The sequence below is a fragment of the Desulfobacula sp. genome (assembly GCF_021107415.1).
This window is the reverse complement of sequence record NZ_JAIOSW010000439.1, coordinates 1-13,540: the sequence shown is the minus strand read 5'-3', so window position 1 is coordinate 13,540 and position 13,540 is coordinate 1. Positions and strand designations below refer to the sequence as shown.

The following is a 13,540-nucleotide window of genomic DNA, read 5'->3' as shown; positions in this document are numbered from 1 at the left end:
GGAGAAGGTGGTACTCTCAAGGTTATTGCTATATCCAGTGATGGCTTGACACAATCAGAAGAATACCTTGTTAATTTTAAGGTAACCCCACCGCCTCCATTCTTTGATTTTATTCCCGGAGGATATTATGTGGCAGTGCCTTTATTAGAAGATCTTGAATATCAAATATTGGGAATTTCAGGTATTGAATTTAATCTGGCCACTTGGGAACCCACTAACATTGACTCCAGTTTTCCTTTGTTTGGTGGAAAAGAAATGAAGATTGGACTTAAATTGGAAGACACTGGACCATTTAGTTCAAAGCTTTCAGGTAAGGTTAACAGTAAAGGTAAAGCAGAACTTTTTGCAATCGGATGGGATAATAAAACTAAAGAAACAATCAGAGAAGGGATCAAGTGTACTGAAGGAATTAAATTGCCTTATACAGAAATTGCACCAAATGTATCATTTGAATACAATTATCTTTGGTCAGAAGAGATCGATGATTGGATGCCGGGCGGTTCACTTGAATTAGGATGTGATGTTAAATATTCCACAATGCAAATACCATTAGGTGCTTTATGGCTAATTCCGATTTACTTACGAGCTGAAGTTGAATTAAATATGGCCGTTGATTTGAGTTTAGAAGATTGGACGCTTGACGGGCCTTCATATTCCGGGAACCTTGCTTTTGATCCTCTTGCAAAAGGGATTTTAGGTGCCGGTATAGCTAAAAAAGCATGCGTTGAGGGATATCTCGGTGGCGGTTTTCACAGCTCAGTACAATTTTACCCTGAAGTAGAATGGCAGGATTCTTATGCTATTCTGCTTGGTGGTTTAGTGGCCACTTTTGGGCCTTTTAAAGCTGGTCCAGTTGAATTGTCTTATGAATGGCCAAATGAAGTAACTACAAAATCAAGTTTTGATAAATTATTTAATGATTCCGATTTTACATTATTATCAAGGGATTATATGATAACAAATACTTCAAAGGGTATTGTGTCCAAAGGTTCAATTATAGCAGAACTACCCATCAAGGAAACGGTATTTCCTTATTCAGTTCCCGATGTTGCGCCTATCGACAATGATCTTTTGACAGTCTGGGTTGATGACAATACTTCAAGAAACCTGATAAACAGAACACAGCTGATGTCTTCCATCTTTTCATCAGGTGCATGGTTAACATCAGTGGCTGTCGATGATGACGGTACTGCCGATATGAATCCACAGATAGTATCTTTGCCGGGCGGAGATGCTGCAGTCATCTATCAGAACGCCAAACTTGCAATGGATGAATCAACTGATTTCGAAACCTTTAATTCTAACGTTGAAATTGCTGTTTCAAGTTTTGATTCAACATCAGACGCATGGTCCACATCTGTGATGTTGACAGATAACGCTATTCTGGATCATTCTCCAAATATATCTGCGGCATCTGCGAGTGACATGCTTGGAGTATGGATAAGCAATGCTGATAATGATTACTTTGGGTCTTCCACCTCAACAAATACAATCATGTACTCGCAGTTTGATGGCAGCTCATGGTCTTTTCCAACTGCTGTCACAACCGGGATAGGTACAATATTAGGAACAACCCTGGCATATAATGGAACAACGGGGACTTTCATTTATGTTGTGGACTCCGACGATGATCTTGATACTGTGGAGGATCAGGAGCTTTGGTTCATTACATTTGGCTCGGGAATATGGGCAGCGCCTCAGCAGTTAACGAATGATCTGGAAACAGATGCCAATCCGATACTGGTTTATGATTCCCTGGGCGATCTCCATCTTGCATGGTTAAAAGGCTCTGATATCAGGCTTGCTTCAGGGCTTGATGTTACAAATGCTATAGTTTTTACATCCCCGGGTCAATCTCAAGGCGTTCGTGACTTTGATGTAAGTATGAGCAGCACAGGCAACATAGCACTGGTATGGAATGATGTTTCAGAGACATATAATGATATCTGGATGGCGTATTATGATGCAGGTATGGATTCAGTAAGCACTCCGAGACGACTTACCTTTGACGATGCCGCAGAAAGATTTATCAGCACTACCTTTGACGTGGATGAAAACCTTATTTGTGTCTATGATAAAAACTTCACCCAATACGAAGACCGAACTGTAACGATTAATGGTCAGGAAGTTACTATCCAGGGAGTACCTGAATCAGGTGCGAGTAATTTGACCTATCTGTCGTATTTTATGGATGTGGATCTTTCAGTTGACGTTGAAGGCGTCAATGTAGATCCTCCAATGGCAATACCGGGTTCAGATGTAACCATCGCAGCTCTCATTAAAAATGTGGGTGAGACACCAGTAACCGATACAGAAGTTGATTTCTACCAATGTGATGATCAGGATAACTGCACCTTGATCAGCACTGTTACTATCCCCGAAACCATTACAGGTGGCGGCGAACAGGAAGTAACTGTGCCATGGGCTATTCCAATTGAGACAGATCAGGCAAGTTATATTCGTGTAGATGTTGATCCAAGCCTGGTTTTTGATGATCAAGATAGATCAAATAATAGCGTTACAATACCTGCAACAAGGCCGGACACTACTGTCAGCAGCATCGAAGTTCAGAATGCCGGTAATAACCGTCTGATAACATAAAGGGTATCTAATATCGGCTCCATAAAAGCCCGGGAAATTTCAACAAAAGTAAGAAGAAATACTTTGGATGGTGAAGAAATATTCTCTGTTGATATCCCGGAAATATTACCGGGAGCCTTTAAAGATGTTACATTTATCTGGAGCAATCCTACATCCAAAGACGGATCACCAATAGAAATTTTTGCCATTATAGATCAACTGGACGTTATTGATGAATTTGATGAAACAAATAATACAGCATCAATCCAGGTGAATCCCAAAAAGTGTGGTGGCGACATTGATAACGATGGAGATACTGATGGAACTGATCTCTATAAGCTTATGACAGATATGGATCAAATCGATCTTGCAGTGTTCGCAGAGAGCTTTGGCGGCAATGAATGCTTATAATTTTCAGGACATAGAATAACCCGGTTTATGAAATATTTTACCATCATATTGATTTTAATTGTATTTTCACTGCCTGCTTACTCAGCTACATGGTTTGCAGGAACAGGCAATGACGGATATATAACAGATGTTAACGGCATATTTTTAGCTTTGAGCAACAGCCCTGGACTGCAGGATATTTCGACAAATAACTTTATATATGGAAACCAGGCCGGTTCAGGCATTCAAAACAGTATAAATAATTTAAGTTCCTTTGTTCAGCAAGGGGATATACTATTCTGGTATTACTCAGGTCATGGATCTTTCACAGAAGATATAGACCAGGATGAAATAGTTCCATCCGCCCTTAACAATTATGATGAAGCCCTGGGCCTTTTAAATAATTCTGATCGGATCACAGATGATAACCTTGCCCTTGCCTTCAATAATCTTTCTTTAGCCGGTACAACTATCATCACTCTTTTTGATACATGCTATGCCGGTGGGTTTATCGGTGGGAACAATGACCTTAATACAGTGCCCGGCTTGATCTTTTTTGGATCAAGCACTGAAGTTGAAGATTCCTATGCCTACACTAATGAACCATACAGTATTTTTACACAAGGATTGATTTTGGGGCTTGAGGATTTTAATGCAGACCTGGACAAAGACGGAATAATCCTTGCTCAGGAGTGGTTTGATTTTTCATATGATTACACAACCGGCAGAGTATCAAATCAACATCCGGTTTTTTCAGGCAATGGAGATATGGTAATAAGCTCAATGCACTCTGTACCGATACCAGGGTCAGGATGGTTGTTTTTGACTGCATACCTGGTGTTGCTACAGGCAAGAAAAAGCAGGGGGCCCTAAACCCCCGCGCCATGGGTCGAAACCTCATGGGATGTTTTAAATTGTTTTTAATAATTTTAAAAAAAATATTTTTTTTAAATACTCCTGTCAAGAATTTTTCGAAATTTTTTGTTGACAATGTGTGCGTTTTTATATTATTTTTAATTTAAATGCAACTATTTTTTAGTTGCAATAAATTAGGACTTTTATTGATCTCATGGCTAGAAAAAAAAAGCTACTGGACAAGTTATTATCAAAACCAAAAAATTTTAAATGGAATGAATTAAAAACTCTTTTAAATGGCTATAAATATAAAGAAATTCAAGGGAAAGGTTCTCGGGTTAAATTTTTCCGTGAAAAACCCAGGAACCTCATTATTTTACACAAGCCACATCCTGGCGAAACGTTATTAGATTACATGGTAAAAGAAGTTATTGACAACCTAAAAAAAATAGGAGTTATCCATGGAAACGATTAAATATAAAGATTTTATCGGTTCTATTGAGGTAAGTTTAAATGATAATTGTCTTTATGGAAAAATACTTTTTATAAATGATTTAGTTACTTATCAAGCTGATAATATAGATAAAATAAAAAAAGAGTTTAAACTAGCTGTTGATGATTATGTTGAAACATGTCAAACGCTTAAAATCGCGCATCATAAGTCGTTTAGCGGTACATTTAACGTGCGAATCGGCCCTGAGTTGCATCAAAAAGCTGCCTTATATGCTACACGGAAAAATATTAAAATAAATACTGTTGTTACAAGTGCACTTGAAAAACATTTAGAAGAATCTCTTATTGAGGATGGTGAAACCGTTTAATTTGCTAAAGGATTATAAATTTCCTTCATTCTTTGAAGGTCACCTATGGATATCTAAACAACCCTTATTTTAAAAAACGCTATGTCGGTTCAAGAAGCTACTTATAAGAGGCAGTATCTTTAACAGCTGTCGCGTAAATTTTTCAGCATCTGCCACGTCGAGATGGGAACCATCCGGGCAATTAAATCTTCTAAGTTCCATAAAGTCTTCAAAATGAATAGTCGGCTCAGATATCATGTCTGCAAACACATCCCAATACCGGGCTTTCGGCCAGGTAGCAGCTTCAATTTCACGGACCTTGCCTGAAGATGGCATCCTGATAAAAATCACAGCACCACCCCGCTGCCTGATTTTTTTAACATCCTCTTTTAAATTTTGAATCCTTTCAGTAAATTCCCCTGATGATATAATTATAGATTGTTGACTGATTTCTTTTTCCCGTTTAATTCGTGAAGCAAGGATTTTCGGGGTGTTCTGATCAGTAAACATAGCTTCCCTGAATCGGTCTGATCGCATTGGAGAATACGATGGAACAGGCCATTTCCCTTTTTTTAGCTGTTTTTTTAATTTTTCAGGACTCAGTCCGGGGTATCTGAAAACAAATGTGTTCTGGATCAGAATGGATAGAAAGGTATCCATTTTGGATAAAAGTGTTCTTTTATGATATTTTCTAACCCATTTTGATGCCCTGTTTTTTTCAGGCGATTTCTCAGCCAGCCAGCGGGGAATGATGGAACAGAAAACAACTCCGGAAAAACCTTTATCATTGGCCAGATCTTTTAAAACCGCGAAGGGAGGATTTCCATCAATTGACAAATTGACTGGAGGAATTCCGATTTGTTCAATAAAAACATCCGGATGAAGTCCCAATTGAATCCTGGAAGATCCCATGAACACAATTTTTGTTTTTTCTGAAATCTTTGATCGCTGAAGATGCCATATATTCATATCATCTTCAACAGATGCGCAAAAACCCTGATACCTCCAGAACAGCTCCCAGGAGCCCAATGCAACAATAATAATAAAAATAGCGTAAAGCCAGGTTTTCCATAGATTGCCGGCCCGCATCCGTGTATCAGAATTGGAAGTATATGAAGGCACGATCATCTCCAGGAATTAAACTAAGCGTTATCAGCATCAGGGCCAGAAAAAAAGTTCTGACAGCAATGGGCATCTTATAGACAAGATATTCATATGATCTGTTTCTCATCAAAAAATGATAAATAAAAAGACAGCTTGAAATGATCAGTACATTTGCGATATCGACCTGATCCAGCACCGAAGATGCATTGGAATGAAACATCTGATATATAATTTCAAAGGCTTTAGTGAAGCTTTGGGCTCTAAAAAACACCCAGGTGATAACAATTAGAAGATATGTAAAAACAGCAATAGTGAAGGAAAAAAATATTTGTTTTCTAAATATAATATGCCCCCATTTCTTTTTAATAAATCGTTCGGTCACGAGAAAAAAGCCATGCAGCCCCCCCATGCAACAAACCTCCAGGACGCACCATGCCACAACCCGCCGATTAACATGGTCAACATCAGATTAATCTGGGTTCTTGTATTCCCCTTCCTGTTCCCGCCCAGAGGGATATATAAATAATCCCTCAGCCACGAAGACAAAGAGATATGCCAACGCTGCCAAAAATCGGAAAACCCGACAGCACCATATGGAAACCTGAAGTTATCCGGCAAAATAAATCCCAGACATAGTGCTGCGCCAATGGCACAGGTGGAGTAGCCGGCAAAATCAAAAAAAATCTGGCCGGAAAAAGCAAGAGTGCCAATCCAGGCATCGGCAAATCCAGTCTGCCCGATTCCGGAATAAACAGCATCCGCTACAGGGGCAAGCAGGGTATCGGCCATAAAAACTTTTTCAAATAATCCTGTAACCAGAAGAAAGAATCCCCAGCTGAGCTGTTTTCCGGATGATGCTTTCGGCAGACTGCACTGAGGCAGAAAATCTGTGGCTCTAACAATCGGTCCAGCCACGAGTTGTGGGAAAAAAGTTACATACATTGCAAAATCAATAGATGATTTCCATGGTTTCATTCTGCCTTTGTAAATGTCAATGGTATAGGATATGGATTGGAAAGTATAAAAAGAAATGCCTACCGGCAAAATAATATCCGGCTTTGCCGGGTGAAACGAAATATTGAACACGTTCATGATGCTGATGAAATTATCCAGCAGAAAATTTCCATATTTGAAAAACCCTAATAATCCCAGATTGACAATAAGACTCAGCACAAGATAGAGTCTTTTTTGGAATATATTCCTGGCAAAATATATTTTTTTGCCGGCTTTCCAGTCAACCAGAGTCGAAATCCATAAGAGCACGACAAACGGGGGGTTCCAGGCAGCGTAAAACAAATAACTAAAATAGATAAGACTCAGTTTTTTAGCTGTCCAGGAAATCCTTAGATTATGAACTATCAGGACTATACCAAAAAAAACCAAAAAAGTAAGAGAGTTAAAAACCATTTAGTTCATACAAGGCAATCAATTAAAACTATCTTTATTCAGGAAAATAAATAAATTATTTCTTTTTCCCGCCATTGTTTCCTTTACTTCCGCCTTTATTCCCGGAATTTGTCTTTCCCTTTTCGCCTTTTCCAGATGACTTGCCTTTATCATTTTTATTCCCTTTGTTATCGACAGATGCACCATGCCCTTTTGAAAAACCCGACTTAAAGTTCCGTGCAGTTGCCTCTTCGATCTCAAAATCAGATACCTCACCGTCAGGGCTGATATCTTCTTCCCAACCTTTCTTGTTTTTATATGTTTTCGTGTGCCTCATACCCAGAACACCCGGGTGAAGACCTAACTCATGAGCAATTTCTCCCCAGCCCATTCCCTCTTCACGCATTTCTCCAATTTCTTCCGGTGTTATCCCGGCATTTTCAGCCATGTAACTATCAGCAGCTTCCTGAGCATTTTCAAGTGCCTCCTCTGCTTTTTCAATCGCTTCTTTATCACCGTCTTCTTTTGCCGATAGTAAATCATTCTCTGCTTTTTCAAGGGCATCTAGTGCTTCTTCAAGTTCAGGATCTGGTTTTGCCGCATATGCTTCTGCCAGATTGATAGCCCGCTGAGCTTGGGTAGGATTTTTAAAAACCGGTTCCTCCAGATCATCTTCAGGCTCATTTTGCTCTTCTGTTTGGACAATTTCTCCACCTTCTTCTTCAGGAGGGGGATCAGCAGCAAATGCAAGGCTCATGAGGCCAAAGATAAACAGATGAAATACCATCAGTATAATAATATTGAAAAGCTTAAAACTCCTGGTTCTCATATGTTAACTCCTTTATCTTTTAATTCTCTTTTAAAACCCAAAAAACGAACAGATTGTTTCAAAAAAAATGATTTATTACCGATTGTCATTTCTTCCCCAATTCCAAACCAACTAATTTTAATACGAGCGGAATCAATTTCAGGAAAATTTTCCAAAAGTTTATTTTTTATATTTTTAGCTTGATATTCAGCAGTGTCGGGATTGTTGTTTAAATATACAATTACAAACAGATCAAGATCCGGGGATAACCGCAGGGATTCCCCCAGTCTGTCCAAAGAAGAAACAGAAAACATTGGGTTATTTCCAACGTCATTGGTCAAAAACGGTCCCATTACCATTTTCTGTTTTCCAATCTGATAGGTTCTGTATGAAAAGTCGCCTGAAGCGTTTAAATGTGCCGCTGCCCTTAGAGCCCACAGCCCTGTTTTCTTCACGGCAAGATAACGCTTCCACGCCTGGATCTCTTCCTGGTTATGGCCAATACCTTTTAAGGCAAGTCCCCTGTTAAAAAGCGCCTGTTCAAGTGCCGGACGGATGGATAGTGCGTTGTCATAGGCTTCAAGCGCCATATCCCATTTTTTGTCATTCAAATAACTGTGGCCCAGAAAATAATGGGACATGAGATGGCCCGGCGTTAGAGAGATCGCTTTTAAGTACGAAATTCTCTCATTTTGATAGTCCTTAAGGTTCCCATAATTGACTCCCAGCCAGAAGTGGTAGTCTGAATCGACAGGATTCAGCACAACTGCCTGTTTAAAAAAACCAATGGACCTTTCATATGCCCCTTGAGTTAACAGACTTCTGCCTAAAAAATAGTTGGATGAATGGGTTGCAGGATAAATGTTTTCTATTCTCTTTGCGGTATCTATAGCCTCGCCCGGTGGAAAATCAACTTGAATAAATAACAAACCGACCAGCAATAAAACCGTAACACAGACTGCCTTGACAGGGGAGAAAGAAATCGTAACACGGTGCCTGAATAAATCGGCCAGTTTTTCAAAAAAAGATTTATCTGTTTCTCTTAGTCTGCTCATGACCTCCAAAGTCAGATTTTCAGACGATGCATCCTCCGGAAGTGCCTTAATCATGGAAACCAGATTTTCTTCAAAAATGTTATCTCTTTTGTTATTTGTTTTCATGGCAGACCACTTGTTTAAGTTGTTTTAATCCACGGTGTATCCTCATTTTTGATGCACTCATGGAAATGTTAAAAATCTCTGAAATTTCCCGGATAGACAAATCATATCGAAATCGAAGAATGACAACTTCACTATAGTCGAGAGGAAGCATGGACAATCCCTTTTGAACCAGAGCCATATCTTCTTTTCTTGTGACAACAAGTTCCTGGTTGAAATCATTTTCATCAACAAGCTGGTTTTCAGAAAATGGGGAGGATGCCCTGGGTTGATTCAGGTCTTTTCGTTTCCAGTCCCTGAAGAGATTCATACCAATGGTATACAGCCAGGGAAAAAACTTTTTCTTTGTGTCGAATCTATGAAGTGCTGCATATGCTTTCATAAACGTTTCCTGTGTAAGCTCCTCTGCATCTGAACGTGATCCTGTGGTACGCATCATTAAACTAAAAATCGGATTTTGATATTTATCCATAATAAATCGATACCAATTTTTCTTTCCGTCCAGAATCTGTTCAACTATGTCAATATCAGCATGCTCTTTCAAAAGTATCCCCTTTATCCATGTATACGGACGGGTAATGATTTCGGTCACAAAAATATGTCTAAAAAAAGGTCCTTTTATTCGGCCCCTGATTTTAGAACGCCAAAAAGATTTATGGAATCGTCAAGGGTATGATTCCGTTTTCCTATACTGATACGTTCAGGAATGTCGAACCAGCTTAATTTAATTTGTTCCGGTTGTATCCCGGAGTAGTGATTTAATAGATAAATTTTTACGGCTTTTGCTTTTTTTTGGGCCAGTACTTTATTATTTTTCTGATACGAAAGAATATGCAGAACAAACCTGGAATTCTTCTTGATCATATATCCGACTATTTTAAGGGATGGCAGAGATTCTTTTTTCAATTCCGGCTTAAACTGATCAAAATCAATTTTTTTAAGAACTATCTTTCTTCGATTGAACAAATGGATCCTATATTCAAAATCACCCATTTGGTTCAAATATGCGGTTGCCGTAATGGCTTTCGGGCTATTACCATAATCTTTCAGGTATTGTTTAAAGGCTGACTTTGCCTCAGAATTTCTCTTTAGCCTGTTCAGGATTAATGCACGATTATAGAGAGCGGGTGGGTTGTCCGAGCGTAGAGACAGGGCTTTGTCATAGCTTTTCAGGGCAAGTGAATACTTTTTGGATCGAAGCCGGCTGTGCCCGAGATAAGTATGGGCCTGAGCATATCTGCCATTCAGTTCAATTGCCTTTCTGTAATTTTCTATTTCAAGTTGATCCTTTTTAAGCCCTCCGTAGGATACACCCAGCCAGAAATGATAAGTATCATTCCCAGGGTCTAAGACAACTGCCTTTTTAAATTGTGTATTTGCTTTTATGTATTTTTTCTGGGCCAGCAGGAAACGACCAAGATAAAAATAATTATTTGCAACATTTGGTTTCTTCTTGATTTCCTGTTCAAAGGCCTGAATACCGGTTTCATATTTTTCAGTTCCCAAATAATATTCACCTTTAAGAAGGCTTAGACACCCTGTTAACTGGGTCAGGATAATAAAAACCAACAGGATCATTAAGGAAAATCTTATGAAATTCTTTTTAACTATCTGTTCGCAATTATTCATAACAATAAGGGGCCCTTTTGTCACCCTATTATCACCCCAAAGAATAAAGGCCTTACAAAGAAATTTTCAAAATCTCTGTAAAGCCTTTATTCATATATGGTACCGAAGAGAAGACTTGAACTTCCACGCCTCGCGGCACTAGATCCTAAGTCTAGCGTGTCTACCAATTCCACCACTTCGGCTTAACCCTTTGATTGTATCATTTGGTGCCGAAGGGGAGATTCGAACTCCCACAAGCATACGCTCGCCAGTCCCTGAAACTGGTGCGTCTACCAATTCCGCCACTTCGGCACTAAACCTTACTTTGCTGCACCTTATCAGGCAATTAAAGATTGCTTAAAAAAGACAGTTAGGCTATATATATTTGTTTATGAGTTTTGTCAAGATTATTGTTCCAAACAGAAAAGGTAAATATGGAATTAATTGAAAATATAGATCAAATTGACAGTCCGTTTAAAAATGCTGTCATTACCATCGGTAACTTTGACGGTGTCCATAAAGGGCATCAAAGTCTCTTCCGGCAAGTCATAGAAAAAGCAAAACAAATCAACGGGACATCTGTTGTCATGACATTTGCGCCCCACCCGCTGAAAGCATTGGGCATCTCAGGGCCCCCTTTGATTACTAGAAGGGATCAAAAGGTTGAACTCATTGAAAACTGTGGTATAGATGTTTTATTGTGTATCAAATTCAACATGGCGTTTGCCGCGATTACCGCCCATGACTTTATTGAAAAAATCCTTGTGAATAAAATTGGAATGAAGGCAATCATTATTGATGCGGATTATTCATTTGGAAAAAACCGGCTGGGCAACATAGACCTGTTAAAAAAAGAAGGTAAAAAGATTGGCTTTCAAACCATTATCTCTCCCTGGATAAATGACACGGATTCAGGAACAAAAAGAATCAGCAGCACAAGAATACGTGAAATAATTATGGCAGGAAAAGTTGATCATGCCATGAAATATCTTGGCAGGCACTATCAAATCAGGGGAAAAGTTATCAAAGGCCGTGAGCGTGGCGGCAGTCAGTTAGGGTTTCCCACTGCCAATATTAAACTGCATGATGAACTCTGCCCCAAACATGGTGTTTATGCCGTCACTGTTGAGACCGCCAAAGGTGATTTTTGGGGTGTGGCAAATATTGGATTTTCACCAACCTTTGGTGACCGGATGTTTACCATTGAAGTGCATATCCTTAATTTTAACCATGATATTTATAATACACGAATCAGGGTGAATATGGTTGAAAAATTAAGGGATGAAAAAAAATTTGCCAATATTCATGAACTTTCTGAACAGATAAAAAAAGACATTAAAATTGCAAGGGACATCTTAGAAAAAAATGGCCATTCTTAAGATTTTAACATACCCGGAAAAATCTTTATTGCAACCTTCTGCTAAGGTTGACAACGCGGATAAGGGTGCTATTGATGACGACATAAAAAAACTGATTAATGACATGGGTGAAACCATGTTTAACGCACCGGGTGTTGGGCTTGCGGCACCCCAGGCCGGTGTAAACAAAAGAATTATCGTCTATGATTCCAATGCAGCAAACCCGGATAGGGATGGCTCCATTAACGAATTCACTGCATTGATAAATCCCGGAATAATCGCTGCTTCCGGTAGTATTATTTCAGAGAAAGAGGCCTGTTTAAGTGTGTTGGATTACAGTGCTGATGTTAAAAGATATGAAAAAGTCACTGTCAGGGCACTTAATATTGAAGGGAAAAAACTTGAATTTGATGCAGAAGGAATTCTTGCCATCATCATGCAGCATGAAATCGATCATCTTGATGGTATCTTATTTATTGACAGAATCAGCGTCTTAAAAAGAGCTATATATAAAAAAAAACTTGCAAAAAAGCTTAAAGATCAGTGAAACACAAGACCAATATTATATATATGGGGACACCTGATTTCAGCGTACCTGCATTACAGCAACTGGCTGCACAGGATGATTTTTATATCAGCCTTGTTGTCACGCAGCCAGACAGACCCAAGGGCAGAGGGAAAAAACTTACACCTTCACCTGTCAAGACTGCTGCACTGAAACTTGGGCTTGATGTTTTTCAACCCGAGAAAATCAATTCAAAAGATGCCAGGGAAAAACTTTTATCCCTTCATCCTGATTTTTTTGTTGTGGCAGCGTTTGGGCAGATCCTTTCACAGGAAATTTTGGATATTCCCAAAGTATTTCCCATTAATATTCATGCATCACTTTTACCCAGATACCGGGGTGCCTCTCCCATCCAGACATCTATCCTGAATCTGGACAAAACAACCGGGGTTACCACCATGGTCATGGCAAAAGATATGGATGCCGGGGATATTTTGCTTACATTATCAACACCCATATCAGAACATGATACGGCCCAGGATATCCATGACAGGTTAGGGAAAATCGGTGCTGATCTTATTGTTGAAACCATTCATGCCATTTTGGACAATCGTCTTGAACCCAGCCCCCAGGATCACACAACGGCCACTTATGTAAAAATGCTGAAAAAAAGTGATGGTAAGATCGACTGGAATCTTGAGAACAGACAGATCTGCGCTCATATTAATGCCATGACACCCTGGCCGGGAGCCTTTACCAATCTTGGGAATAAAAGAATTAAAATTTATAAGGCTCGGGCCTCTGATCTGGCTTCACATCAAGAACCAGGCGTTATTTTTCAATGCAATAAAGAAGGGATTCATGTGGCAACCGGAAACGGCACCCTTATCATCCTTGAGCTCATGGGAACATCCGGAAAACGATTGAAAGCCAGGGAATTTTTATGCGGCCACAAAATTGATCCGCCTGTAAAATTTGATCCTGCATGA

Annotated in this window: 15 protein-coding genes and 2 tRNA genes; 8 read left to right on the top strand and 9 right to left on the bottom strand. The window is 39.3% G+C overall.

From position 1 onward, the window contains the following. From K8S13_RS22025 to K8S13_RS22005, 5 genes are all read left to right on the top strand, one after another. Positions 1 to 2,601 (top strand): CARDB domain-containing protein (locus tag K8S13_RS22025; protein ID WP_291465873.1); only part of this gene is annotated, 2,601 nt, incomplete at its 5' end. A gap of 12 nt (positions 2,602 to 2,613) precedes the next feature. Further along, on the top strand, positions 2,614 to 2,991 hold the full coding sequence (locus K8S13_RS22020; protein WP_291465875.1) for a CARDB domain-containing protein: 378 nt from the start codon (positions 2,614 to 2,616) through the stop codon (positions 2,989 to 2,991). A gap of 27 nt (positions 2,992 to 3,018) precedes the next feature. Next, positions 3,019 to 3,843, top strand: coding sequence for a caspase family protein (locus K8S13_RS22015; RefSeq protein WP_291465872.1), 825 nt, complete (start codon positions 3,019 to 3,021; stop codon positions 3,841 to 3,843). Between the two features lie 196 nt (positions 3,844 to 4,039). After that, positions 4,040 to 4,300 (top strand): type II toxin-antitoxin system HicA family toxin, encoded by a 261-nt coding sequence (locus K8S13_RS22010; protein WP_291465871.1) that lies wholly within the window; start codon positions 4,040 to 4,042, stop codon positions 4,298 to 4,300. Next, positions 4,287 to 4,646 (top strand): type II toxin-antitoxin system HicB family antitoxin, encoded by a 360-nt coding sequence (locus K8S13_RS22005; protein ID WP_291465870.1) that lies wholly within the window; start codon positions 4,287 to 4,289, stop codon positions 4,644 to 4,646. The genes K8S13_RS22010 and K8S13_RS22005 overlap by 14 nt, the downstream gene beginning before the upstream one ends. Positions 4,647 to 4,715: 69 nt before the next feature. Here the strand turns inward: K8S13_RS22005 and K8S13_RS22000 are convergent, their stop codons facing one another. From K8S13_RS22000 to K8S13_RS21960, 9 genes are all read right to left on the bottom strand, one after another. Next, positions 4,716 to 5,747, bottom strand: coding sequence for a hypothetical protein (locus tag K8S13_RS22000; RefSeq protein WP_291465869.1), 1,032 nt, complete (start codon positions 5,745 to 5,747; stop codon positions 4,716 to 4,718). Next, the gene (locus tag K8S13_RS21995; protein WP_291465868.1) at positions 5,722 to 6,138 is read right to left on the bottom strand and encodes a hypothetical protein; all 417 of its coding nucleotides are present in this window, start codon (positions 6,136 to 6,138) and stop codon (positions 5,722 to 5,724) included. Before K8S13_RS21995 ends, K8S13_RS22000 begins: the two co-directional genes overlap by 26 nt. Continuing rightward, on the bottom strand, positions 6,108 to 7,136 hold the full coding sequence (locus K8S13_RS21990) for an MBOAT family O-acyltransferase (protein ID WP_291465867.1): 1,029 nt from the start codon (positions 7,134 to 7,136) through the stop codon (positions 6,108 to 6,110). The genes K8S13_RS21995 and K8S13_RS21990 overlap by 31 nt, the downstream gene beginning before the upstream one ends. Positions 7,137 to 7,191: 55 nt before the next feature. Further along, complete coding sequence (locus K8S13_RS21985) at positions 7,192 to 7,944, bottom strand: hypothetical protein (RefSeq protein WP_291465866.1); 753 nt, start codon at positions 7,942 to 7,944, stop codon at positions 7,192 to 7,194. Next, entirely contained in the window at positions 7,941 to 9,083 is a 1,143-nt protein-coding gene (locus K8S13_RS21980; RefSeq protein ID WP_291465865.1) for a tetratricopeptide repeat protein, read from the bottom strand. Before K8S13_RS21980 ends, K8S13_RS21985 begins: the two co-directional genes overlap by 4 nt. Beyond that, positions 9,070 to 9,624: an RNA polymerase sigma factor gene (locus tag K8S13_RS21975; protein ID WP_291465864.1), complete on the bottom strand. Its 555-nt coding sequence runs from the start codon at positions 9,622 to 9,624 to the stop codon at positions 9,070 to 9,072. Before K8S13_RS21975 ends, K8S13_RS21980 begins: the two co-directional genes overlap by 14 nt. 74 nt (positions 9,625 to 9,698) lie before the next feature. Then, positions 9,699 to 10,658 (bottom strand): tetratricopeptide repeat protein, encoded by a 960-nt coding sequence (locus tag K8S13_RS21970; RefSeq protein WP_291465874.1) that lies wholly within the window; start codon positions 10,656 to 10,658, stop codon positions 9,699 to 9,701. A 148-nt stretch (positions 10,659 to 10,806) separates the two neighbouring features. Continuing rightward, positions 10,807 to 10,891, bottom strand: a tRNA-Leu gene (locus K8S13_RS21965). Positions 10,892 to 10,913: 22 nt separating this feature from the next. Continuing rightward, positions 10,914 to 11,000, bottom strand: a tRNA-Leu gene (locus tag K8S13_RS21960). Between the two features lie 122 nt (positions 11,001 to 11,122). On the opposite strand from K8S13_RS21960, the gene K8S13_RS21955 reads away from it, so the two are divergent. Genes K8S13_RS21955 through fmt form a run of 3 tightly spaced genes read left to right on the top strand, consistent with a single transcriptional unit; the run spans position 11,123 to position 13,540 of the window. Beyond that, positions 11,123 to 12,067: a bifunctional riboflavin kinase/FAD synthetase gene (locus K8S13_RS21955; protein ID WP_291465863.1), complete on the top strand. Its 945-nt coding sequence runs from the start codon at positions 11,123 to 11,125 to the stop codon at positions 12,065 to 12,067. Then, entirely contained in the window at positions 12,054 to 12,593 is a 540-nt protein-coding gene (gene def / locus K8S13_RS21950; protein ID WP_291465862.1) for a peptide deformylase, read from the top strand. Before K8S13_RS21955 ends, def begins: the two co-directional genes overlap by 14 nt. Next, positions 12,590 to 13,540 carry a methionyl-tRNA formyltransferase gene (fmt, locus tag K8S13_RS21945; RefSeq protein ID WP_291465861.1) on the top strand — a complete coding sequence of 317 codons (951 nt, stop codon included), beginning with the start codon at positions 12,590 to 12,592 and terminating at the stop codon, positions 13,538 to 13,540. The genes def and fmt overlap by 4 nt, the downstream gene beginning before the upstream one ends.